This window comes from Lysobacter sp. H23M47, assembly GCF_015209765.1.
Classification (GTDB): Bacteria; Pseudomonadota; Gammaproteobacteria; order Xanthomonadales; family Xanthomonadaceae; genus Novilysobacter; species Novilysobacter avium.
The window spans coordinates 886856-908528 of the sequence record NZ_CP063658.1; the positions used below are offsets into that span (position 1 = coordinate 886856).

The window sequence follows — 21673 nt, forward strand, 5'->3', positions numbered from 1 at the left end:
GGCGATCCCGCTCAGCGAAGAGGCGAAGGCGCTTCACGCACGGGCAGCGGGATATTGCACAGGTCGATATGTCCCGCGCTCGCCTTGTACCAGTCATCGCGGCGGTTGCGGCGCGCCTCGGTCACGGCGGCAAAGGTGGCGCTGTCGGTCCGCAGCAATTGCAGGTGCTCGCGTTGCCCGATCGGCACCTCGGAGGCCAGGCGGATCGCCTTGATTGGCGTGCGTTGCGCGGCATCCTCGTAGACGCCCATCGGCTCGGGACCACGTTGTGTCGACGAAAGCAGCTCCATGCCTCGCACGACCCGGCCAAGCACGGTGATATTGCGGTCAAGCTGTCGCGGCGACTGGCCGATGACGACGTAAAGCTCTGCACCATTGCTGGAATCGGCCGCCATGTCGCGCCCGGCACCGAGGGTGCCGTAGCAATGGGTCATCCAGGCCTGGCCACTGGCCGGGTCCTGCGCGGCAGGGAAGCCGTCAACGAATCCCACCTGCGGCGCCCAGCCATCGGGGTCGGGAATCGCGGTGAAAGACAGGCCTGCGGCGGGGCGTTCAAACTCGGCCGGGAGCCGGGCGCGCGCATCGCCCAGTGATCGTGCTCCGGCTTCTCCGGCGTCGGGATCGCCGAACTGGACGACAAAATTGTCCTGCGCACGGTAGATGCTCAGACCGTCCCAGAAGTGGCCGCGGGCAAGGGCGCGGATATTGGCGACGTGCTCGGGAGCGAACCGGGGCGCCAGTTCGATCACCACGCGTCCGCCGGCCAGGTCCATGTAAAGGGTGTTGGCTGGATCGGGCGCGCGCCAGTCCGCGTCCGGTGAGGCGGCGAGGATCTCGCTGACCGAGAGGGCTTTGAGCGGGGCTTCCGACGTGCTTGGTGTTGTCTTGTTGGCCGCGTGCGCCATTGGCATGGTGATGCAGATGCCCAGCAGGGTGCACGAGGACAAGGTGCACGAGAGCAGGGCGGACGAGAGCAGAGCGGGCAAGGGCAGGCGTGGGGTAGGCAAGGGCGGCTCCAGTGGGACAGACGTTCGGCGCTCGCCTGAGTCTGGCGGATTCCGCGCGCGCCAGCCAATGTCGCCGGCGCGGGCAATCCGCGTCCCAGCCCAGCGTCCGCCCATCAACCCGGCGGTGGGTTCGCGGACTCAGTCGGCGTACTTGGCGATGAAGTCGCGCAGTTGCGGGTAGACCTGCCCGCGCCAGCGGCGGCCGCTGAAGATGCCGTAGTGACCGGCGCCCTCGATGGTGGTGTGCAGGTGGTCGGCTTCGGCGATGCCGGTGCACAGTTCGTGCGCCGCACGGGTCTGCCCCTGACCGGAAATATCGTCCAGTTCGCCTTCGATTGTCATCAGCGCCGTGCCGGTGATGGCCGCCGGATCGACGCGCTCACCTGCGACGTCCCACAGGCCACGTGGCAACAGATGGTCCTGGAACACGGTCTGGATGGTGTCCAGATAGTAAGCCGCCGGCATATCCAGCACCGCGTTGTAATCGTCGTAGAACTTGCGGTGCGACTGGGCATCGTCCAGGTCGCCGTTGAGCACGTCCTGGTAGAACTTCATGTGCGACTGCGCGTGGCGCTCGGGATTCATCGCCATGAAGCCGGTGTGCTGGAGGAAGCCCGGATACACCCGGCGGCCGCGGCCCGGGTAGTTCTGCGGTACTTCATGGATCAGGTTTTCGCTGAACCAGGAAAGTGGCTTGTGCGTGGCCAGCTCGTTGACCTGAGTGGGACTCTCGCGGGGGTCGATCGGCCCGCCCATCATCACCATCGAGCGCGGCGTCTGCTCGCCGCGCGAGGCCATCAGCGAAATCGCGGCAAGCACGGGCACCGTGGGCTGGCACACGCTGACGACGTGAAGGTTCTCCGCGCCGATGAAGCGGATGAACTCCTGGATGTAGGCGATGTAGTCGTCCAGGGTGAACTCGCCCTCGCTGACCGGGATCATGCGCGCATCGGTCCAGTCGGTGATGTAGACCTTGTGGTCGCGCAGCATCGTACGCACGGTGTCGCGCAGCAAGGTGCTGTGGTGACCCGAAAGCGGGGCGACCACGAGGACCGGCGGCTGGCCGCGCATCTCGGTGAGGTCGCCGGCATCGTCGGTGTAGCGCTTGAAGCGCAGCAGCCGGCAGAACGGCTTGTGCACCATCTCGCGCTCGATCACCGGATGCTCGACACCGTCGAACTCGATGGAATGGATGCCGAACTCGGGTTTCTCGTAGTCCTTGCCGATACGGTACATCAGCTCGCAGGCCGCTGCGAACTGGTCGGCGCCGGGAAGCTTGCCCAGCCACGTGTTGGAGCCGCCGAAAATCTTCGCGCACGCATCGGCCCAATAGGTCATCGGTGCCATCCACGCGCGGTTGAACTCGTGCATCTGGTAAAGCAGCATGTGAAGCCTTGGCAGAAAATTGGTGCGTTGCAGCGTAACGGAAACACCGCGGCGGTACGTGAATCAACGTCGCGGTTGTGCTCAGTCGACCGCCTCCAGCGCGGCCAGGCCGGCCCTCATCGCGGGTCCCAGCCACAGGTGTGAACCCAGCGGATGCAGGCCGATGCGGGCGAAGCGCTCGCGATAGAACTTCTCCGGTCGGGCCTGGAATCCCACCGTGTCGCCATCGATGCCGTCGCTGCGGGTGAAGGTCTCCAGGAACGCGACCCCTCCGCAGAGGGCCGCCAGCGCCGGAAGCCCACGATCCAGCTCGCGCGTGGGCAGGTAGTGCAGCACGTCACTGCAGACCAGCAGGTCCACCGGGCCACACGGTCGCAGGTACTCGAAATCGCCGAAGCGGGCCAGGTGCAGATTGCGGCGGGCGCCGAAGCGGGTGACCGCATACTCGCTGCTGTCAAACCCCAGGTAGTCGAGCTTCGGCCGCAGCTTCAACAACGGGGCGCGCCACGCTCCCTCGCCGCAACCGATGTCCAGCACGCTGCGGATTGGCCGCTCAAGGTGGTATTCCGCCGTAGCCACCGCCAGGGCGACCTTGCGCGCGAGTCTCGCCGGGCCGCCGATCGCAGCGCCACGCGTCGACGGATCGCGGTACCACTGGTCGAAATAGGCCTGGTCGTATTGTTTGCTCATCGGGATTGCTGCATCGGGGTCGGAGCGCATGGCGCTGCGCGGCGTGCCATCCTAGCGCGCGAACCACTCAGCCAAGGATCCGCCCGCCACATGAACGCCTATCTCTGGACCAAGACCTTCCATCTCGTTTTCGTGATTGCCTGGATGGCGGCGGTGTTCTATCTGCCGCGGATCCTGGTCAACCTGGCCGAGGCCGGGGACGAGCCGGCAGTGCGCGCGCGGCTGGGGCTGATGGGCCAACGCCTGTACCGGTTCGGTCACGTCATGTTCGGCCTGTCACTGGTCCTTGGCATCGTGCTGTGGCTGGGTTATCGCTTCCTGCCGGACTTCCCGACCATGGTGGCGTCGGGCACCGGCTGGCTGCATGCCAAGCTGCTGCTGGTGGCCGCATTGTTTGCCTATTACATCTTCAGCGGGCGCTGGCTGAAAGGCGTGCTGGCCGGCCGTCCGCTGCCCTCGTCCAAGGCGCTGCGCTGGTTCAACGAGATACCTGTTTTCGGCCTGATCGTGATCGTCTGGCTGGTGCTGGCAAAACCGTTTTAGGCAACGCTCAGCCGCCGGCGCGGGACTTGAACCGTTCCTGCGCCGGCAGTTCCACCGGCACGCCGTCCGCATTGCAGCTACCGGCCGCGCACACCGCTGCACGCAGGTAGGGCGTGGACTGCAGCATGAAGTGGAAGATCGCGTTCTGCTCGACGCTGCCACGCACCGCGGCGCTGCCCGGTCCGCGGGCCCAGATGCCGACGTCGTCGCCACCGTGCGACTCCGAGGTCGTCGGGACGAGCGCCTCCTGCATGTAGTCCGGCGCCGTCGTGTCCACCGAGCTCAGGTCGGGACGTCCGGCGGCCGGCTGGTAGCCCCTGGTCTTGTGCGGAAATCGCTTGGGCCCGGCGGGTTGCGTGTCGCTGGCACCCGTGTAGCCCGGGCCATTGGAGTAGCTCAGGGTGGTGTAGGGCATGTTGCGCGCGTCGCGCGCCAGCACGCGCTCACCATCCTTGTCCTCGCGGACCTTGTCCAGGATCGGGTTGCCGCGGGTCGGGTAGCCGACGAAGCTCAGCGTGTGGGCGTGGTCGGCGGTGACCAGGATCAGGGTATCGTCGGCGGAGGTGAGCCGGTTGGCGACCTCAACGGCCTCGGCCATCGCAATGGTGTCGGTCAGCGCGCGGTAGGCGTTGCCGTCGTGATGGGCGTGGTCGATGCGCCCCCCTTCCACCAGCAACACGAAGCCGTTCGGATTGCGCGACAGGCGGGTGATCGCCGCCGCTGTCATCTCCGACAGGCTGGGCTCCCCCGCCGCGTCGCCGGGGCGGTCGTGCTCGTATTGCATGTGGCTGGGCTCGAACAGGCCCAGCAGCGGCTTGTCGGTCGGCGCGGCGGCAAACTGCTCGGCGTTCCAGACATAGCTGCCGTCCGGGCGGCGCTGCTTCCAGCTCGCGATCAGGTCGCGTCCATCATCGCGACGTCCTGATTCCTGCGGATATTCGGGATCGCTCTGCGTGGAGGGCATGAAGTTGGTCCGGCCACCGCCCATCAGCACGTCCGGGCCGTTGCCGTAGGGAGACTCGATCAGCTGGCGCGCAATGTCGACGCAGCCCGCGGCGAGCGCCTCGGCAGGCATCGCCGAATCCGATTCCCAACCGCGGTTGGCAGAGTGGCTGAAGGTGGCGGCCGGCGTGGCGTGGGTGACGCGCGTGGTGGTGACCACGCCGGTTGCCATCCCGCTGCCCGCGGCGAGCTGCCACAGCGTGATCATCGGCGCGTCCAAGGCGCCCTTGCAGTCGCCGAAGTCCGCAGACTGGCCGATGCTGATCACTCCCGCACGGGTCTTCACGCCGGTCGCCATCGCACTCATCGTGCCCGCGGAATCGGGGGTCTGCATGTCGGTGTTGTAGGTCCGGCTCAAGGCGGTCGCCGGAAAGCGTTCCCAGCTCAGGCGGTTGTCCTCGCCGGCGCCGCCCTTGCGCTGGCCGTCCAGGATGCGGGCCGCCGCAACGGTGGGCAGGCTCATGCCGTCGCCGACGAAGAGGATCACGTTCTTCGCCTGTCCGCCCATCGCGCCGCGCTCGGCAGCCTGCGCCGCACCGTCGCGGAACCACCACTGTGCGCTCTCTTCCTGCGGCCGCTGGATCGTCGGCACCGCCACTTTTACTGCGTGGTTTGCGGCGGGCGCCGATCCGGGTACGGCCGACGGCGCCGTCGTCGCGCACGCGGCGACCAGCAGGGCGGGGGCGATGAGCAGGCAAACGGTTCGCAGCGGGGCGTTGTGGTGCATGGAGTCGTGACCGGGAGTTGCGGAACGCTCCATTATGGCGCAACTGTTGCGCCAGCTGTGCCGGTTCGTTTTGCTGGTGGGTTCGCAGGCACGCGCCCGCTCCGCTATCGTGCGATTCGACCCTTGATTGGCAATGCGATGACGATGGTTTCCTGGTGGCTGTCGATTCCCTTCTGGAAGCGCGTGCTCGCGGGCTTTGTGTTTGGCGCACTGGCCGGCTGGCTGTTCGGACCGGCCGCAGAACCCTGGTTCGGCCCGCTGGGCACGGTGTATGTGACCCTGATCCGGATGATCGCGGTGCCGCTGGTGCTGTTCGCGGTGATCAACGCGGTGGCGTCCCTGCACGGGCAGAAATCCGTTGCCGCGCTGGGCGGGCGCACGTTCGCCTGGTTTGCCGCGACCGCGGCGCTGGCTGTCTGCGTGGGGCTGGGCGTCGGGTGGGTGCTGCAGCCGGGCGCGGGCGTGACCGGGCTGACCGTCGCCGCCGATTACGAGGTGCGGGTCGTGCCGTCGGTGGTCGAAGTGCTGCTGGACGTGGTCCCGGGCAACCCGTTTGCCGCGCTGGCGGAGGGCAAGATCCTCCAGGTGATCGTGTTTGCCGGCTTGGTGGGGTTCGCGCTGGTGAAACTGGGCGAGCGCACCACCGGTCTGCGCAAACTGGCCGGCGAGGCCAGCGAGACGATGATCCAGGTAACCCGCTTCGTGCTGGAAATGACGCCGCTGGGGACCTTCGGCCTGATCGCGGCGCTGGTGGGCGCCTACGGCTTCGAGAAGTTGCTGCCGCTGGGCATGTTCGTGTTCGCGCTGTATCTGGCCTGCGCGCTGCATATCGTGGTCGTCTACGGCAGCCTGCTGCTCAGTCACGGGCTCAATCCGCTGCGCTTTTTCCGCGGCGCCGCGCCGGCGATGCAGGTGGCGTTCGCGAGTTCATCGAGTTTCGCCTCGATGCCCGCGGCGATGCGCGCGGTGACCCACAACCTGGGCGTGGACAAGGATTACACCGCGTTCGCGGTGCCGCTGGGTGCCAGCATCAAGATGGACGGCTGCGGGGCGATCTACCCGGCCCTGACCAGCCTGTTCGTGGCCCAGTACTTCGATCTGCAGCTGGAGCCGACGCAGTACCTGGTGATCATGCTGGCCTCGGTGCTGGGCAGCTTCGGCACCGCGGGCGTGCCGGGCACCGCGATCGTGATGGTCACCCTGGTGCTGTCGGCCGCGGGCCTGCCGCTGGAAGGCATCGGCTACCTGGTGGCGATCGACCGCGTGCTGGACATGGCGCGCACGACAACCAACGTCACCGGGCAGATGCTGGTGCCCGTGTTGGTGGCGCGTGAGACCGGCATGCTCGACATGGAGATCTACAACCGCGCCTCGACCAATATCGGCATGCTGGAGGGCGATCAGCCCCGCGAGTAGCTCCACGACACCAGCCGGCCGCCCTGGTAGGGCATCACGCCGTGGAAGGGCTGCGGGTTGTCGTCGAACACCATCGGCAGGAACTCGCGGTCGCCCTCCCACATCGGCACCTCATGCAGGCGGTCCAGCGGCACCCACTCCAGGCTGCCTTCGTGGTTTTCGGTGAACGCGGTGCCGCTGTAGCGGGGGATCAGGAACACGAAGCCGAGCCAGTCCTCGCCCTGCTTGCCGAGCCCCGGCCAGTTGATCGTTCCGCGCAGCTGCATCTCCTCACACTCGATGCCGGCTTCCTCGAATATCTCCCGACGCATCCCGGCGGCGATGTCCTCGCCGCTTTCCAGCTTGCCGCCCAGGCCGTTGTACTTGCCCAGGTGCTGGTCATCCGGGCGCGCGTTGCGGTGGATGAGCAGCACCTCGCGCCCGTCGTGGGAGAGGACGTAGCCCAGGGTGGCGGCAATCGGGGTGTACGGCATCAGCGCGCGGCCTGTTGCTTCGCCAGTTCCTGCTCGAACGCCTGCTCCGCCTGGACGGCGTACTCGCGGCAGCTCGTCGGTCGCGGATGCGGATTGTCCGCGTCGGCGGGTGCCCAGCCCACGCCTTCCGGATGTGGCGCGATCAGCAGGTCGCACGGGAGAGCGGCCACGGTGGCGAAGCCCTGCCGGTACGCCTCCACGATGCGCGGGAAACGCGGGTTGTCGAGCAACTGGTAGCCCGGTGCGCTGAGGCTGTCGGCGTAGGCGATCTGCAGCGGTTTGGAGTCGCGCGTGTCGGTCCAGGTCCAGCTCATCGAGCCGGGGGTATGCGCGGGCGTGAAGTGGACGGTGAACGAGGTGCCGCCCAGTTCGACGCTTGCGCGGTCCTGCAGCAGCCGGTCGGCCTGCACTGGCGGGAAAAGGATCCTGTCGCCGTAGTGGATGTCGTCGCTGCCGCCGCGCGCCAGCAGCACCGCGGACTCCGCATTGCTGACCAGCGTCGCGCCGGTGGCACGCTTGAGCGCCGCCAGTGGGCCGGCGTGGTCGGCGTGGGCGTGGCTGTGCAGGATCAGTTTGACCGACTCGATCGGGGTGCCGGTGGCCGCGATGTTTTCCAGCAGCATGTCCGCCGCCTGTGAGACGCCGCCATCGATCACCACCGCACCCTCGGGCGTCACGGCCAGCAGCGCGCTCAGACCCTCGGTGCCGATGTACCAGGTGTGGTCGGCGACACGAAACGGGGTGACCGGCTGCCGCCATGCTTCGCGGGTCTGGTAGCCGGTCGCCTGGGGCAGGACCGGCGCGGCGGCAAATGCAGAGCCGAAGGTCAGCGCGGCGCAGGCGAGCACAAGCGGGCGGAGCAGGTGCATGGTGAAATCTGTTGGCGGCAGGAGTGGGGCAGTGTCGATGACTGAACCGCGCAAGTCCATGCCGGGGCGGCCTGCCGGCGATTGCACCACTGCACGACTGCCGCAAGACCGCGCCAACCCCCGGAACGCAAGCAATGCCAAGCTGCGCATAATTGCCGATCGATCCGATTGAGGAGTACCCCATGCCCGCAAACGCGCACGTTTCATTTTGCCTGACCCCAGCCCGGCGCCGACCGGCAGCGGTGGCTATCCTCGGGGCCGCGGCGTGATCGGCAGCCAGCGCGAGCTGACCCTGCGTTTCCTCGCCGAACCGGCTGATGTGAACTACGGCGGCAAGGTGCACGGCGGCGTGGTGATGAAGTGGATCGACCAGGCCGGATACGCCGCCGCGGTCGGCTGGAGTGGCACCTACAGCGTGACCGTCGCCGTGGGCGGCATCCGCTTCATGGCGCCGATCCGGATCAGTGACCTGGTAACGGTGCGCACCAAGCTGGTCCACACCGGCACCAGCAGCATGCATTTCTCGGTGGAGGTCGCCGCCCGCGACCCGATGGGCGGCGAACCGCGCCTGTGCACTCACTGCGTGATCGTGTTCGTCGCCCTGGATGGCGTGGAGGGAAAGCCGACCGCGGTGCCTGCCTGGGAGCCGGTGAGCGAGGACGATCGCGAGCTGGCCGAGTACGCGCAGCAGGTCATGGCGCTGAGCAAGGGAATCGAGCAGACCGTGGAGCGCTATCGGCAGGCGCACGACGCCCACGACGCCGACGCCTGAGTACCGTCACGCGCGCCGGTTCACAAACCCCGATCCCGGAAACGAATCAGCCGCCCGGAGGCGGCTGATTCTGCAAATGCGGGTCGGTTCGGCGTATTGCCCGGCGAATCAGCTGCCGGCCAGTCGCCGCGCCTGCATGTACTTGCCGCTCCAGTAGCCCTTTTCCAGGCTGGAGACCATCACGTCCTTGCCAGTGCTCGGGGCATGTACGAAACGGCCTTCACCGACGTAGATGCCGACGTGGTCGATCCGGCCCTTGCGCCCGAAGAACACGAGGTCGCCCTCGGCGAGCTCCGTCTTGCTGGCCACCAGCTCGCCGGAGTTGGCCTGGTCGCGCGATACCCGCGGGAGGTCGATGCCCATCGCATTGCGGAACACGTAGCTGACCAGCCCGCTGCAATCAAAGCCCTTGTCGGGCGTGTTGCCGCCCCAGCGGTACGGGGTGCCCAGCAGGGTCAGGGCGCGCTGCAGGATGTTGCGTGCGCTGTGGTCGGGTGGGGTGTAGTCCTCGGCGACCGCCGCTGCCTTGCCTGAAGCCAACATGCCGCTGATGTCGCTGGCCAGACTCAGGGCCCGGTCCGGCATGCTCATGGCATCCGGCATCATCACCGGCATGTCGGCCATCGAAGGCATGGGCGCCTCCGTGGACTGTGTCGCCAGCGCCGGCAGCGAGGGAAGCGCCAGCAGTGCGGCAAGGAAGAGGGAGAAACCTGCCGGCCGACGTCGGGCGGAGGTGGCTGTGGTGCGCGCTGGGCGGCTTGATAGGAGTGTCGTCACGCGGTCATCACTGAAACAGGACGGGGCGATCATGCACTCCAAACGCTGCCGTGACGTTTAGATTCCGTAAAAGTTTCGTTAACAGGCGTGAAGGGAATGCGAAAACTGCGCATTCAGTTCACTCAATCACCCGCTTGGCGCCGGTGTAGTGGTCACGCCAGTAGGCGCCGTCCAGATGATCCAGGCGGACCGTGCCACCGCTGCTGGGAGCGTGCACGAAACGCCCGTCGCCGACATAGATGCCGACGTGGCTTACCTGCCCGCGGCTGCCGAAAAAGACCAGGTCGCCTGCCGTGAGCTGGCGTGGATTGATCTTCTGTCCCTGGTAGGCCGCCAGCGCGCTCGAGGACCGCGGGAGCTTCTTGCGCAGCATGTCGTCGTACACGTAGTTGACCAGGCCGCTGCAGTCAAAGCCGGACTGTGGCGTGTTGCCACCGTAGCGGTAGGGCGTGCCGACCAGGCTGATCGCCCGCATCAGCACCGAATTGGACGCCTCCGGATCGACCGGCGCATTGCGCCCCCAGTCACGGCTGGGTACCGGTGTGGCTGCCTTGGATCGAACCGATTTGCCGCCACCGCCGCAACCCGCCAGCACCGCGGCGAGGGCAAGGAGCAGCAGCCAACGCCCGGTTGCCTGCAGGATCGCTGCTGGCGTGTGGGCGGGGATGCCGGGATAATGCGCGGCTTTCGTCACGGTACATAGCTTCCCTGCTTCTCCCGTTGACGGCAACCTGCCTTTTGCCTTGCTTCCCACCGAGTACCGCCATGAAAATCGAGAAAGACCGCGTCGTCAGCTTCCATTACTCCGTTGCCGAGCAGGGCAGCGATGTGATCGAAACCTCCGAAGGCCGCGAGCCGCTGGTGATCCTGGTAGGCCACGGCAACGTCATCCCCGGCCTGGAAAAGGCGATGGACGGCCATGAGGCGGGTGACAAGTTCACCGCCGACGTGACGGCGGCAGACGCCTATGGCGAAGCGCAGGAAGGCATGATCCAGCGCGTGCCGAAGAAGTACTTCAAGGGCACCCGTCTTGCCCCGGGCATGCAGGTGACCCTGCAGACCAAGTTCGGCCCGCGTCCGGTGACGGTGCAGAAGGTCGGCATGAGCGTGGTCGACGTCGACCTCAACCACCCGATGGCCGGCAAGGACCTGAGCTTCAACATCGAGATTGTCGATGTGCGCGAGGCGCAGGCCGAAGAGATCGAGCACGGCCACGTGCACGGCGACGGTGGCCACCAGCACTGATAGCGGCGTTGATGGATACCTTCGAACTGCATCGCGGCACCGCGGCGTTACTGGTCAGCCTGCCGCACGACGGCAGCCGTATCCCTGAGCAGCTGGCCGAGCGCATGACCCCGGTCGCGCGCACCGCGCCGGACACCGACTGGCACGTGTCCCGCCTGTACGCGTTCGCCCGCCAACTGGGCGCATCGGTGTTGGTGCCGCGCTACTCCCGCTACGTGGTCGACCTGAACCGGTCCTCCGATGATGTGTCGCTGTATCCGGGACAAAACACCACCGGCCTGTGTCCGGCCGTGCGTTTCAATGGCGAACCGGTGTATCTGGATGGCCAGGCGCCGACCCAGGCGGAGATTACCGACCGCGTGCGGCGCTACTGGCAGCCCTACCACGACGCCCTGCAGGCCGAGCTTGAGCGGCTGGTGTCAGCGCACGGCCGGGCGCTGCTGTGGGAGGGCCATTCGATCCGCGGCAGCGAGCTGCCTTTCCTGTTTCCCGGCCGGCTGCCCGACCTCAACCTGGGCACCGCCGATGGCGCCAGCTGTTCGCCGCAGGTTCAACTCGGCCTGGAGGCGGTGCTGGGCGAGCAGCGTGAGTTCGACTGGGTCGCCAACGGCCGCTTCAAGGGCGGCTACATCACGCGCCACTACGGCGCGCCGGCGAAGGGCGTGGACGCGGTGCAGCTGGAGATCAGCCAGCGCTGCTACATGGACGAGGACTCCACGCGCTACCTGCCCGAGCGCGCCGCGCCCCTGCAGCGCCTGCTCGAGGACCTGCTGGTGAATGCGCTGGCAATGACTGCCCAGCGCTGATTGGCTGGCCTGCCTAGACCTCTAGCGTCGCCAGATCGCCCTTGTCTTCCAGCCAGGCCTTGCGGTCGCCGGCTCGCTTGCGTGCCAGCAGCATGTCCATCAGCGCGTGGGTCTGCGTGCCTTCCTCCACGGTCAGCTGGACCAGCCGCCGCGTGTCGGGATGGATGGTCGACTCGCGCAGCTGCGAGGGGTTCATCTCGCCCAGGCCCTTGAAGCGGGTGACGTTGACCGTGCCGGCCGAGCCTTTCTTGCGCTCGGCCTTCTCGCGCTCGATCTTCTCCAGCAGGATCCGCTTCTCCTCCTCGTCCAGGGCGTAGAACACCTGCTTGCCCAGGTCGACCCGGAACAGCGGCGGCATCGCCACGAATACGTGACCGGCCGCCACCAGCGCGGGGAAGTGCTGCAGGAACAACGCGCACAGCAAGGTGGCGATGTGCAGGCCGTCCGAATCCGCGTCGGCCAGGATCACGACCTTGCCGTAGCGCAGCCCGCTCAGGTCGTCCTTGCCGGGATCGCAGCCGATCGCCACGGCGATGTCGTGCACTTCCTGCGAGGCCAGCACGCTGCCCGACGCGACCTCCCAGGTGTTCAGGATTTTGCCGCGCAGTGGCAGGATCGCCTGGAAGTCCTTGTCGCGCGCCTGCCGCGCACTGCCACCGGCCGAGTCGCCCTCGACCAGGAACAATTCGGTGCGTGAGAGGTCCTGACTGATGCAGTCCGCGAGCTTGCCGGGCAGGGCGGGTCCCTGGGTGACCTTCTTGCGGGTGATCTGCTTCTCGGTCTTGAGCCGCGCACTGGCGCGTTCGATCGCCAGCTGCGCGATCCGCTCGCCCAGTTCGACGTTCTGGTTGAGCCACAGGGTGAAGGCATCCTGCGCGGCGGCCTCCACGAAGCCGGCGGTCTGGCGCGAGCTCAGGCGCTCCTTGGTCTGGCCGCTGAACTGCGGGTCCAGCAACTTCACGCTGAGCACGAAGGCGACCCGGTCCCAGACATCCTCCGGGGCCAGCTTGACCCCGCGCGGGAGCAGGCTGCGGAAATCACAGAATGCGCGCAGGGCATCGGTGAAACCGCTGCGCAGGCCATTGACGTGGGTACCGTGCTGCGCGGTCGGGATCAGGTTGACGTAGCTCTCCTGGACCAGCTCGCCGTCAGGCGCCCAGGCCACCGCCCAGTCGACCGTCTCCGAATCCTTCTCCAGCTTGCCGACAAACAGCTCGGGCGGAAGCAGCTCGCGCGCGGGGTGATCGGCGCGCAGTTCGTCGAGCAGGTAATCGCTCAGGCCGTCAGCGTAGTGCCATTCCAGGCGCTCGTTGGTGGCCACGTCCAGCAGCTTCACGGTCAGGCCGGGGCAGAGCACCGCCTTGGCGCGCAGCAGGTGCTTGAGGGCCCGCAGGTTGAACTTCGGGGTGTCGAAGTATTTGGGATCGGGCCAGAAGTGCAGGCGCGTGCCCGTGTTTCGGCGACCCACGCTGCCGAGGGTTTCAAGCTCGGTGACCCGCTCGCCGTCGGCGAACCCCATCCGCTGCTCGACGCCGTCGCGCTTGATGGTGACGTCCAGCCGCGTCGACAGGGCATTGACCACGCTGACGCCCACGCCGTGCAGGCCGCCGGAGAAGGTGTAGTTCTTGTTGCTGAACTTCCCGCCGGCGTGCAGGCGGGTCAGGATCAATTCCACCCCGGGCACGCCTTCATCCGGGTGGATGTCCACCGGCATGCCGCGTCCGTCGTCGCTGACCTCGCAGCTGCCGTCGGCGTGCATCACCACCTCGATGGTCCTGGCATGCCCGGCCAGCGCCTCGTCCACGGCGTTGTCGATGACCTCCTGGGCCAGGTGGTTGGGCCGGGTGGTGTCGGTGTACATGCCGGGGCGACGCTTGACCGGGTCCAGCCCGGAGAGGACTTCGATGTCGGCGGCGTCGTAGCGGTTGTTCATCAGGCAGCGGTTCGCGTTGGGTCGGGGAAGTCAGCTCGCCAGAATGGCGGGCGGCACCGTGGATGGTCAAGGAAGCAAAGGTCGGAAGCCGATTGGACGGGCGTCACGAGGCGGTGGTGAAAGCGGTCCCGGACTTGGCGGCTTCCATAACGGGGCGTGAAATCGGGCCGCGTAAAGGTCCCGTTATTCAGTATTTGGCAGGGTCGGCGTCGGTAGGTTCGTGGGCGTCGCTGAGGGGAGCGGCAGTGATCCAGGACGGCAGTCGCCATCCGCACACCCCACCAAGGAGATGTACCCAGATGAATATCCGCAAGCTTGTGTTGCCGACCATGATCGCCGCCCTGATGGCCGCTCCGGCCGCGTTCGCCCAGTCCGCCGATCTCGACGCCCAGGCCCAGGCCCAGCAGGCGCAGGCCGCTGCCGCCCAGGCAGAAGCCCAGGCCGTGCAGGCCGAGGCGCAGGCCGCCGCTGCCGCCGAGCAGGCCAATGCTGCTGAGCAGAGCGCCGACGTCGCGCAGGACCGTGCGGACTTCAGTGCCGAAGCCGCCGCCCAGGAGCAGGCCGTCGAGCCTGAAGAGGAAGACGAGCGCAACTGATCGCGCCACCTGGTGATGCAACCGACGCCCCGGCTTGCCGGGGCGTCTTTTCTTCCGGCTTCGCAACGGTCTGCCGGCGCTGCAGGGCCGTCACCGCGTCCGCAAAGGTCGCAGCAATTGCATGCAGCCGGTAAACTGGTGCTTTCCAGCGGCAGCAAAACAATGACTCCCCTGATCTTCGTCACTGGTGGCGTGGTGTCCTCGCTCGGCAAGGGCATTGCCGCCGCCTCGTTGGCGGCCATCCTCGAAGCGCGCGGCCTGCGCGTGACGATGATGAAGCTCGACCCCTACATCAACGTCGACCCGGGCACGATGAGCCCGTTCCAGCACGGTGAGGTGTACGTCACTGATGACGGCGCCGAGACCGACCTGGACCTGGGCCATTACGAACGCTACGTGCGCACCCGGCTCGGTCGCAAGAACTCCATCACCACCGGTCGCATCTACGAGAACGTCATCCGCAAGGAGCGCCGCGGCGATTACCTGGGCGGCACGGTGCAGGTCATCCCGCACATCACCGACGAGATCAAGCGCGGCATCTTCGCCGCCACCGACGGCTTCGATGTGGGCCTGGTGGAGATTGGCGGCACCGTGGGCGACATCGAGTCGCTGCCATTCCTGGAGGCGATCCGCCAGATCCGCGCCGAACGCGGGCCGGACAAGGCGCTGTTCATGCACCTCACCCTGGTGCCGTTCATTGCCGCCGCCGGCGAGCTGAAGACCAAACCCACCCAGCACTCGGTCAAGGAACTGCGCTCCATCGGTATCCAGCCCGACATCCTGATCTGCCGCTCCGAGCAGCCGTTGCCGGATTCGGAACGGCGCAAGATCGCGCTGTTCACCAGCGTGTCCGAGCGCGCGGTCATCTCGGCGGTGGACCTGCACAACATCTACGACATGCCCGCGCGTTTCCAGGAGCAGGGTCTGGACGAGCTGATCGTCGAGCGCCTGCGGCTGGACGCCAGGCCCGCCGACATGCACGAGTGGGACGCGGTGGTAGACGCGGCCGAGAATCCCGAGGACGAGGTCACCATCGCGATCATCGGCAAGTACGTGGACCATCAGGACGCGTACAAGTCGGTTGCCGAGGCGCTCAAGCACGGCGGCCTGCGCCAGCGCACCAAGGTCCATCTGCAATGGCTGGAGTCCAGCGACGTCGAGAAGCGCGGCCCCAGTGCGCTGGAGGGCGTCGACGGCGTCCTGGTGCCCGGCGGATTCGGCGACCGCGGTTTTGAAGGCAAGATCGCCGGCGCTCGCTACGCCCGCGAAAACGGCGTGCCGTATTTCGGCATCTGCTACGGCATGCAGGCGGCGGTGATCGAGTTCGCCCGCAACGTGGCCGGGCTGGAAAACGCCAACAGCACCGAGAACGACAAGGCCACCCCGCACCCGGTGGTCGGCCTGATCACCGAGTGGCGCACGGCCAGCGGCGAGCTGGAGCGTCGCAGCGAGGACAGCGACCTGGGCGGCACGATGCGCCTGGGTCTGCAGGAGCAGCGGCTCAAGCCCGGCACGTTGGCCCACGAGCTGTACGGCAAGGACGTGGTCGGCGAGCGTCATCGCCACCGCTACGAGTTCAACAACCGCTACCGCACCCAGCTCGAGGATGCCGGCCTGGTCATCAGCGCCAAATCCATCGACGACCTGCTGGTGGAGATGATCGAGCTGCCACGCGACGTCCACCCGTGGTTCCTGGCCTGCCAGGCCCACCCCGAATTCCTGTCCACGCCGCGCGACGGACATCCGCTGTTTGTCGGATTCATCCGCGCCGCGCGCGACTACAAGGCGGCCCACACGACGGCAAACGCCCGCCTCGACGAGGCCGAGGCATGAGCGCCCCGCGCATCAGCGCCGTTTGCATGAATGGAGAAGTGCAATGAAGTTGTGCGGTTTCGACATCGGCCTGGACCGGCCGTTCTTCCTGATCGCCGGGCCGTGCGTGATCGAGTCGATGCAGTTGCAGCTCGACACTGCCGGCACCCTGAAGCAGATCACCGACGAGCTGGGCATTCCCTTCATCTTCAAGTCCAGCTTCGACAAGGCCAACCGCACCTCGATCTCCGGCTTCCGTGGCCCGGGCATCGAGGAGGGCCTGAAGGTGCTGGCCGAGGTGAAGAAGCAGATCGGCGTGCCGGTACTGACCGACGTCCACGAGTACACGCCGATGGACGAGGTCGCCTCTGTGGTCGATGTGCTGCAGACCCCGGCGTTCCTGTGCCGGCAGACCGACTTCATCCAGAAGGTCGCCAGCGCCGGCAAGCCGGTCAACATCAAAAAGGGCCAGTTCCTGTCGCCGTGGGAGATGAAGCACGTGGCCGACAAGGCGCTGGCCACCGGCAACACCGACATCATGGTCTGCGAGCGCGGCGCCAGCTTTGGTTACAACAACCTGGTCAGCGACATGCGCAGCCTGGCCGTGATGCGTGACACCGGTTGCCCGGTGGTGTTTGATGCGACCCATTCGGTGCAGTTGCCCGGCGGCGCGGGCGGCAAGAGCGGCGGCCAGCGCGAATTCGTGCCGGTGCTGTCGCGCGCCGCGATGGCGGTGGGCATTTCCGGCATCTTCATGGAAACCCATCCCAACCCGGACGAAGCGCTGTCCGACGGCCCCAACGCCTGGCCGCTGGACCGGATGCGCGCGCTGCTGGAGACGCTGATGGCCATCGATGAAGTCACCAAGCGCCACCCGTTTCTTGAATCCCAAACCTGAGAGCCCTGCAGAGCCGACATGACCGAAATCGCCAAAGTCCACGCCCGCGAAATCCTCGACAGCCGCGGCAATCCGACCCTTGAGGCCGAGATCACCCTTGCCGATGGCAGCTTTGGCCGGGCGATGGTGCCTTCCGGTGCGTCCACCGGCTCCAAGGAAGCCGTGGAGCTGCGCGACGGCGACAAGACCCGCTACCTGGGCAAGGGCGTGCGCACCGCGGTGGAGAACGTCAACACCACCATCGCCAAGGCACTGGTCGGGCTGGATGCGGCTGACCAGGGCGGCATCGACCGGCGGCTGATCGATCTGGACGGCACCCGCAACAAGGGCCGCCTGGGCGCGAACGCGTTGCTGGGGGTGTCGATGGCCAACGCCCACGCGATGGCGGCCAGTCGCCGTCTGCCCCTGTGGAAGTACCTCGCGGGCGAGCGCCGCGGCGTGTTGCCGGTGCCGATGATGAACATCATCAATGGCGGCGCGCACGCCGACAACAACGTCGACCTGCAGGAGTTCATGATCCTGCCCGTCGGCTTTGACAGCTTCTCCGAGAGCCTGCGCGCCGGCACCGAGGTCTTCCACGCGCTCAAGTCGGTGCTCAAGGGACGCGGCCTGAGCACGTCGGTGGGCGACGAGGGCGGGTTCGCGCCGGACCTGCGCAGCAACGAGGAAGCGCTGGAAACCATCCTGGAGGCGATCGGCAAGGCGGGCTACAAGGCCGGCGACGACATCCTGCTGGGCCTGGACGTTGCCTCCAGCGAGTTCTACGAGAACGGCAAGTACCACCTGACCGGCGAGGGGAAGCGCCTGACCTCGGAGCAGTTCGTCGAGTTCCTGGGCGGCTGGTGCGCGCAGTACCCGATCATCAGCATCGAGGACGGCATGGACGAGAACGACTGGGACGGCTGGAAGCAGCTGACCGCCGCGCTGGGCAGGAAGGTCCAGCTGGTCGGGGACGACCTGTTCGTGACCAATCCGGAGATCTTCCAGCAGGGCATCGACCGCCACATCGCCAATGCGATCCTGATCAAGGTCAACCAGATCGGCACCTTGACCGAGACGCTGGAAGCGATTTCCATGGCCGACCGGGCCGGGTATGCCGCGGTGGTGTCGCACCGTTCCGGCGAGACCGAGGACACCACCATCGCCGACATCGCGGTGGCGACCACGGCGACCCAGATCAAGACCGGTTCGCTGTGCCGCAGCGACCGCGTCGCCAAGTACAACCAGTTGCTGCGGATCGAAGAGCAGCTCGGCGACGCGGCGACCTACGCCGGCCGCGACGCGTTTGTATCGCTGAAGGGCTGACACCCGCGCATGCGCTGGATGGTGGCATTGCTGGTGGCACTGGTGGCGCTGCTGGTGTTCCTGCAAGACCGCCTGTGGGACGGCGAGGGCGGCCGTGACTCGGTCGCCGCGCTGGAGCAGCGCGTGCAGCAGCAGGCCCGCGAAAACGAGGGCCTGCAGCAGCGCAACGATGCGCTGTCCGCCGAAGTGGAAGACCTCAAATCCGGCGAGGCGGCGGTCGAGGATCGTGCCCGCAGCGAGCTGGGCATGATCCGCCCCGGCGAGACCTTCTACCGCGTGGTCGAGCCGGATCCGGCAACGCCTGCGGATCCGGATCCGGTCCCCCAGTGAGCCGGCATGGCACGCCGTCGGTGTGGGCAATCCTTCCCGCCGCCGGTCGTGGTGCGCGCTTTGGCGGCGACGTGCCCAAGCAGTATCTGCAGATCGCCGGACAACCCCTGATCGCGCACGCACTGGACGCGCTGCTCTCGCATCCACAGGTTGCGGGCGCGATGGTGGCGCTGGCCGCCGATGACCGGCACTGGCCGGGCTGGACCACCCGCCACGGCAAGCCGGTCCTGCGCTGCGCCGGTGGCGGCGTGCGGGCGGATTCGGTGCTGGCGGCCTTGCAGGCACTGCCGCCCGGCCCGGCAGACAGCCTGGTACTGGTCCACGACGCAGCGCGTCCCAACCTGCACCCATCCGATCTGGAGCGGCTGTTGCGTGCCGCGTCCGAAGACCGCCACGGCGCAATCCTCGCTGCGCCGGTGCGCGACACCCTCAAGCGCGGCGACGCGGAGGAACGTATCGCCGCGACCGAGCCGCGCGCCGCGCTCTGGCGCGCATTGACCCCGCAGGCGTTCCGTCGCGGCCTGCTCACTGGCGCCTTGCTGGCCGCCCGGGACGATGGCGTCCAGGTGACCGACGAGGCCATGGCGGTGGAACGCGCGGGCCTGCGGCCGCGGCTGGTCGAAGGGCGCGAGGACAACCTCAAGGTCACCACGCCGGCCGATCGCGACCTGGCCGAGTTCCTGCTCTCGCAGCGCCAGCGCTGACCGCCGGGTCGAACGCAACCCGAGCGCGCCAGAGGTCACCCGAGGCGGCGTAGGCGACAATGTCGCCCCCAATTCGTTGCAGCAGGACCGGCATCAATGAGCATCCGCATAGGCCAGGGTTACGACGTCCACGCATTCGGCGACGGCGATCACGTCGTGTTGGGCGGGGTCCGGGTTCCGCACGACCGCGGCGTGCTCGCCCATTCCGACGGCGATGTGGTCATCCATGCGCTGTGCGACGCCATGCTCGGGGCGCTCGCGCTTGGCGATATCGGCACCCATTTTCCGCCCAGCGATCCGCGCTGGAAGGATGCCGACAGCCGCACGTTCCTGCGCCATTGCCGTCAGCTCGCGTCCGAGCGCGGCTGGGCGTTGGGCAACGCCGACGTCACCGTGATCTGCGAGCGCCCGAAAGTCGGTCCACATGTCGCGGTGATCCGCGCCCTGTTGGCGGCCGACCTCGGCGTCGATGTCGATACCGTCAGCGTAAAGGCGACCACATCGGAGCAGCTCGGCTTTACCGGCCGCGGCGAAGGGCTTGCCGCGTTGGCGGTGTGCCTGCTGGTGCGCGGATGAGCGAGGCCGGCGCGGCGGGTCCCGCGGACAGTGCGCCCGCCGCTGACACGCGTGCCCACGGCGAGCCCGTGCTGTCCGCCCGGATGCGCGTCACGCCGGAGGACTTCTTCGTCGAGGAGCGGGCCGGCTTTGAACCCTCCGGCAGCGGTGAACACCTGCTTCTGACGGTGCAGAAACGCGGCATGAACACCGCGTTCGCCGCCCGCAGCATCGCCCAGTGGGCCGGCGTGGACGAGATGGCGATCGGCTACGCCGGGCTCAAGGATCGCCATGCGGTGACCCGCCAGCGCTTCAGCGTGCACCTGCCGCGCAAGGTCGCCCCGGACATCGCCGCGCTGCAGGTGGACGGTCTGCAGGTGCTGGAACAGGCGTGGCACGCGAAAAAGCTGCCTCGCGGTGCGCTGGCCGGCAACCGCTTCGTGCTGGTGCTGCGCGACGTCGTCGGCGACCCCGCCGCGATCGAGGCGCGCCTGCAGCAGATTGCCCGGCGCGGCGTGCCGAACTTCTTTGGCGAGCAGCGATTTGGCCGCGATGGCAACAACCTGGGCAAGGCGCTGGCGATGTTCGAAGGCCGCCGGGTCCGTCGCGACGAGCGCGGGATGCTGCTCTCGGCCGCGCGCTCGGTGCTGTTCAACCAGGTGCTGCAGTCCCGGGTCGAGGCGCACTGCTGGGATACGCCGTTGACGGGCGAGGTGTGGATGCTGGATGGCAGCCGCAGCGTGTTCGGGCCCGAGCCGGTCACTCCGGAGATCGAACAGCGGCTGTCGGCGTTCGACGTCCATCCCAGCGGCCCGCTGTGGGGCCGCGGCGACCTGCGCAGCCAGGCCGGTGCGCTGGAGCTGGAGCAGGGCGCACTGGCCGACCCGGTATCGATGCGCCTGCGCGCCGGTCTGGAGCAGGCCGGCCTGAAGCAGGGGCGGCGATCGCTGCGCCTGCGCGCCGACGCCCTGCGCTGGCACTGGCTGGACGCCGCGACGCTGGAGCTGTCATTCAACCTGCCGCCGGGCACCTACGCCACGGTGGTGCTGGCGGAACTGGGCGCGGTCTTCGACGGCTCCGGCCCGTCCGGCGCCTGATCAGCCGCAGCCCTCGCAGTGCCGGGCTCGCGTCAACGACGCCGCGGCGCCAGCAGGACGACCACCGCGCCGCTGCCGCCCTGGGCGGGCAATGGCGAATGGAAAGCCAGCACGCTGGAGCGCTGCCGCAGCATGCGGTCGACCAGGTTCTTCAGTACGGGCGCGCCGCTGCGGCCGATATCGGCCCCGCCACGTCCGCCCTTGCCATGGATGATGCGCACACAGCCCAGCCCATGGCGCTGTGCATCGCTCAGGAACGCGCGCACCAGCGCCTCGGCGGTCGTCGCGTCGGTTCCGTGCAGGTCGAGTTCCTCCTGCGCCGACATCTCGCCCCGGCGCAGGCGCTGCCACGCCTCCTGGCTGACATCGCCGCGCCATGCCAGCGGGTCGTCGGCTTCCAGCAACGTGGATTCCAGCGCGTGGCGGAGATCCTCGCGCGCATCGGCATCGTCGCGCTCGGCCATCTTCGCGCGCGGTTTCGGACGCGGCGCGGACGGCGGCGCCGGCCGTTCGGGCAGCTTGCGAACCGGTCCGATCGCGCTGCGGAACAGCGCCGCATCGTCGTCATCGGCGCCGTTCAACGGGGTGTTCCGGTATCCATCGTCCTAGCCTAACGCGCCGCGGCGGAGACGGACATCGCGGTCGTGCAATTGCCTGCAGCCAGGCGGCGTCGAGTGCTCGCCATCGGCTATCATGACCGCTTTGACGGGATCGAACCCGCCGCACTGTC

General features: G+C 67.6%; 23 protein-coding genes. 13 read left to right on the forward strand and 10 right to left on the reverse strand.

The genetic code is table 11. From position 1 onward, the window contains the following. Nucleotides 1-11: 11 nt before the first annotated feature. From INQ43_RS03960 to INQ43_RS03970, 3 genes are all read right to left on the reverse strand, one after another. Nucleotides 12-1007, reverse strand: coding sequence for a peptidylprolyl isomerase (locus INQ43_RS03960; RefSeq protein WP_228062613.1), 996 nt, complete (start codon nt 1005-1007; stop codon nt 12-14). Between the two features lie 138 nt (nt 1008-1145). Continuing rightward, on the reverse strand, nt 1146-2390 hold the full coding sequence (gene phaZ, locus INQ43_RS03965) for a polyhydroxyalkanoate depolymerase (protein ID WP_194037557.1): 1245 nt from the start codon (nt 2388-2390) through the stop codon (nt 1146-1148). A gap of 84 nt (nt 2391-2474) precedes the next feature. Beyond that, nucleotides 2475-3083 carry a class I SAM-dependent methyltransferase gene (locus INQ43_RS03970; protein ID WP_194037174.1) on the reverse strand — a complete coding sequence of 203 codons (609 nt, stop codon included), beginning with the start codon at nt 3081-3083 and terminating at the stop codon, nt 2475-2477. A gap of 90 nt (nt 3084-3173) precedes the next feature. On the opposite strand from INQ43_RS03970, the gene INQ43_RS03975 reads away from it, so the two are divergent. After that, the gene (locus INQ43_RS03975; RefSeq protein WP_194035197.1) at nt 3174-3626 is read left to right on the forward strand and encodes a CopD family protein; all 453 of its coding nucleotides are present in this window, start codon (nt 3174-3176) and stop codon (nt 3624-3626) included. Nucleotides 3627-3633: 7 nt separating this feature from the next. Here INQ43_RS03975 and INQ43_RS03980 read toward each other — a convergent pair whose 3' ends face one another. After that, nucleotides 3634-5355 (reverse strand): alkaline phosphatase, encoded by a 1722-nt coding sequence (locus tag INQ43_RS03980; protein ID WP_194037175.1) that lies wholly within the window; start codon nt 5353-5355, stop codon nt 3634-3636. 138 nt (nt 5356-5493) lie between these two features. On the opposite strand from INQ43_RS03980, the gene INQ43_RS03985 reads away from it, so the two are divergent. Further along, on the forward strand, nt 5494-6771 hold the full coding sequence (locus INQ43_RS03985; RefSeq protein WP_194037176.1) for a dicarboxylate/amino acid:cation symporter: 1278 nt from the start codon (nt 5494-5496) through the stop codon (nt 6769-6771). Here the strand turns inward: INQ43_RS03985 and INQ43_RS03990 are convergent. Then, the gene (locus INQ43_RS03990) at nt 6756-7244 is read right to left on the reverse strand and encodes an 8-oxo-dGTP diphosphatase (protein WP_194037177.1); all 489 of its coding nucleotides are present in this window, start codon (nt 7242-7244) and stop codon (nt 6756-6758) included. The genes INQ43_RS03985 and INQ43_RS03990 overlap by 16 nt on opposite strands. Beyond that, the gene (gene bla, locus INQ43_RS03995) at nt 7244-8113 is read right to left on the reverse strand and encodes a subclass B3 metallo-beta-lactamase (RefSeq protein ID WP_194035201.1); all 870 of its coding nucleotides are present in this window, start codon (nt 8111-8113) and stop codon (nt 7244-7246) included. The genes INQ43_RS03990 and bla overlap by 1 nt, the downstream gene beginning before the upstream one ends. 265 nt (nt 8114-8378) lie before the next feature. On the opposite strand from bla, the gene INQ43_RS04000 reads away from it, so the two are divergent. Next, nucleotides 8379-8885 carry an acyl-CoA thioesterase gene (locus INQ43_RS04000; protein WP_194035734.1) on the forward strand — a complete coding sequence of 169 codons (507 nt, stop codon included), beginning with the start codon at nt 8379-8381 and terminating at the stop codon, nt 8883-8885. Between the two features lie 108 nt (nt 8886-8993). Here the strand turns inward: INQ43_RS04000 and INQ43_RS04005 are convergent, their stop codons facing one another. After that, a complete protein-coding gene (locus tag INQ43_RS04005) occupies nt 8994-9662 on the reverse strand; it encodes a C40 family peptidase (RefSeq protein ID WP_343221409.1) in 669 nt (222 codons plus the stop codon). Nucleotides 9663-9780: 118 nt separating this feature from the next. Beyond that, nucleotides 9781-10257 (reverse strand): C40 family peptidase, encoded by a 477-nt coding sequence (locus tag INQ43_RS04010; RefSeq protein WP_228062662.1) that lies wholly within the window; start codon nt 10255-10257, stop codon nt 9781-9783. 170 nt (nt 10258-10427) lie between these two features. Between INQ43_RS04010 and INQ43_RS04015 the strand changes: the two genes are divergently transcribed. Together INQ43_RS04015 and hutG are read left to right on the forward strand one after the other, a co-directional pair. Then, nucleotides 10428-10907, forward strand: coding sequence for a peptidylprolyl isomerase (locus INQ43_RS04015; RefSeq protein WP_194037179.1), 480 nt, complete (start codon nt 10428-10430; stop codon nt 10905-10907). A gap of 11 nt (nt 10908-10918) precedes the next feature. After that, the gene (gene hutG, locus INQ43_RS04020) at nt 10919-11713 is read left to right on the forward strand and encodes an N-formylglutamate deformylase (RefSeq protein WP_194037180.1); all 795 of its coding nucleotides are present in this window, start codon (nt 10919-10921) and stop codon (nt 11711-11713) included. 13 nt (nt 11714-11726) lie between these two features. On the opposite strand, the gene parE is transcribed toward hutG, so the two are convergent. Next, nucleotides 11727-13646 carry a DNA topoisomerase IV subunit B gene (gene parE, locus INQ43_RS04025; protein WP_194035206.1) on the reverse strand — a complete coding sequence of 640 codons (1920 nt, stop codon included), beginning with the start codon at nt 13644-13646 and terminating at the stop codon, nt 11727-11729. Between the two features lie 299 nt (nt 13647-13945). Here parE and INQ43_RS04030 point away from each other — a divergent pair, with 299 nt between their 5' ends. The 8 genes from INQ43_RS04030 (at nt 13946) to truD (ending at nt 20943) form a co-directional block, all read left to right on the forward strand. Beyond that, on the forward strand, nt 13946-14242 hold the full coding sequence (locus INQ43_RS04030) for a hypothetical protein (RefSeq protein WP_193986403.1): 297 nt from the start codon (nt 13946-13948) through the stop codon (nt 14240-14242). A 162-nt stretch (nt 14243-14404) separates the two neighbouring features. After that, nucleotides 14405-16075, forward strand: coding sequence for a CTP synthase (locus INQ43_RS04035; RefSeq protein WP_194037181.1), 1671 nt, complete (start codon nt 14405-14407; stop codon nt 16073-16075). Nucleotides 16076-16118: 43 nt separating this feature from the next. Continuing rightward, a complete protein-coding gene (gene kdsA / locus INQ43_RS04040) occupies nt 16119-16952 on the forward strand; it encodes a 3-deoxy-8-phosphooctulonate synthase (protein ID WP_194035208.1) in 834 nt (277 codons plus the stop codon). A gap of 18 nt (nt 16953-16970) precedes the next feature. After that, nucleotides 16971-18257 carry a phosphopyruvate hydratase gene (gene eno / locus INQ43_RS04045; protein ID WP_194037182.1) on the forward strand — a complete coding sequence of 429 codons (1287 nt, stop codon included), beginning with the start codon at nt 16971-16973 and terminating at the stop codon, nt 18255-18257. Nucleotides 18258-18266: 9 nt separating this feature from the next. Continuing rightward, nucleotides 18267-18587 carry a cell division protein FtsB gene (gene ftsB, locus INQ43_RS04050; protein ID WP_194035210.1) on the forward strand — a complete coding sequence of 107 codons (321 nt, stop codon included), beginning with the start codon at nt 18267-18269 and terminating at the stop codon, nt 18585-18587. After that, entirely contained in the window at nt 18584-19291 is a 708-nt protein-coding gene (gene ispD, locus INQ43_RS04055) for a 2-C-methyl-D-erythritol 4-phosphate cytidylyltransferase (protein ID WP_194037183.1), read from the forward strand. The genes ftsB and ispD overlap by 4 nt, the downstream gene beginning before the upstream one ends. 96 nt (nt 19292-19387) lie before the next feature. Beyond that, nucleotides 19388-19867, forward strand: a complete 480-nt coding sequence (ispF, locus tag INQ43_RS04060; RefSeq protein WP_194037184.1) for a 2-C-methyl-D-erythritol 2,4-cyclodiphosphate synthase — start codon at nt 19388-19390, stop codon at nt 19865-19867. Then, the gene (gene truD / locus INQ43_RS04065; RefSeq protein ID WP_194037185.1) at nt 19864-20943 is read left to right on the forward strand and encodes a tRNA pseudouridine(13) synthase TruD; all 1080 of its coding nucleotides are present in this window, start codon (nt 19864-19866) and stop codon (nt 20941-20943) included. The genes ispF and truD overlap by 4 nt, the downstream gene beginning before the upstream one ends. A 32-nt stretch (nt 20944-20975) precedes the next feature. Here the strand turns inward: truD and INQ43_RS04070 are convergent, their stop codons facing one another. Beyond that, nucleotides 20976-21524, reverse strand: a complete 549-nt coding sequence (locus tag INQ43_RS04070; RefSeq protein ID WP_194035214.1) for a Smr/MutS family protein — start codon at nt 21522-21524, stop codon at nt 20976-20978. Nucleotides 21525-21673: the final 149 nt, after the last annotated feature.

What these genes read in the sequence shown, in the direction of transcription:
- INQ43_RS03970 (WP_194037174.1), bottom strand. Translation starts at nt 3,083, where the DNA reads ATGAGCAAACAATACGACCAGGCCTATTTCGACCAGTGGTACCGCGAT.
- INQ43_RS03975 (WP_194035197.1), top strand. Translation starts at nt 3,174, where the DNA reads ATGAACGCCTATCTCTGGACCAAGACCTTCCATCTCGTTTTCGTGATT.
- INQ43_RS03980 (WP_194037175.1), bottom strand. Translation starts at nt 5,355, where the DNA reads ATGCACCACAACGCCCCGCTGCGAACCGTTTGCCTGCTCATCGCCCCC.
- INQ43_RS03985 (WP_194037176.1), top strand. Translation starts at nt 5,494, where the DNA reads ATGACGATGGTTTCCTGGTGGCTGTCGATTCCCTTCTGGAAGCGCGTG.
- INQ43_RS03990 (WP_194037177.1), bottom strand. Translation starts at nt 7,244, where the DNA reads ATGCCGTACACCCCGATTGCCGCCACCCTGGGCTACGTCCTCTCCCAC.
- bla (WP_194035201.1), bottom strand. Translation starts at nt 8,113, where the DNA reads ATGCACCTGCTCCGCCCGCTTGTGCTCGCCTGCGCCGCGCTGACCTTC.
- INQ43_RS04015 (WP_194037179.1), top strand. Translation starts at nt 10,428, where the DNA reads ATGAAAATCGAGAAAGACCGCGTCGTCAGCTTCCATTACTCCGTTGCC.
- hutG (WP_194037180.1), top strand. Translation starts at nt 10,919, where the DNA reads ATGGATACCTTCGAACTGCATCGCGGCACCGCGGCGTTACTGGTCAGC.
- parE (WP_194035206.1), bottom strand. Translation starts at nt 13,646, where the DNA reads ATGAACAACCGCTACGACGCCGCCGACATCGAAGTCCTCTCCGGGCTG.
- INQ43_RS04030 (WP_193986403.1), top strand. Translation starts at nt 13,946, where the DNA reads ATGAATATCCGCAAGCTTGTGTTGCCGACCATGATCGCCGCCCTGATG.
- INQ43_RS04035 (WP_194037181.1), top strand. Translation starts at nt 14,405, where the DNA reads ATGACTCCCCTGATCTTCGTCACTGGTGGCGTGGTGTCCTCGCTCGGC.
- kdsA (WP_194035208.1), top strand. Translation starts at nt 16,119, where the DNA reads ATGAAGTTGTGCGGTTTCGACATCGGCCTGGACCGGCCGTTCTTCCTG.
- eno (WP_194037182.1), top strand. Translation starts at nt 16,971, where the DNA reads ATGACCGAAATCGCCAAAGTCCACGCCCGCGAAATCCTCGACAGCCGC.
- ftsB (WP_194035210.1), top strand. Translation starts at nt 18,267, where the DNA reads ATGCGCTGGATGGTGGCATTGCTGGTGGCACTGGTGGCGCTGCTGGTG.
- ispF (WP_194037184.1), top strand. Translation starts at nt 19,388, where the DNA reads ATGAGCATCCGCATAGGCCAGGGTTACGACGTCCACGCATTCGGCGAC.
- truD (WP_194037185.1), top strand. Translation starts at nt 19,864, where the DNA reads ATGAGCGAGGCCGGCGCGGCGGGTCCCGCGGACAGTGCGCCCGCCGCT.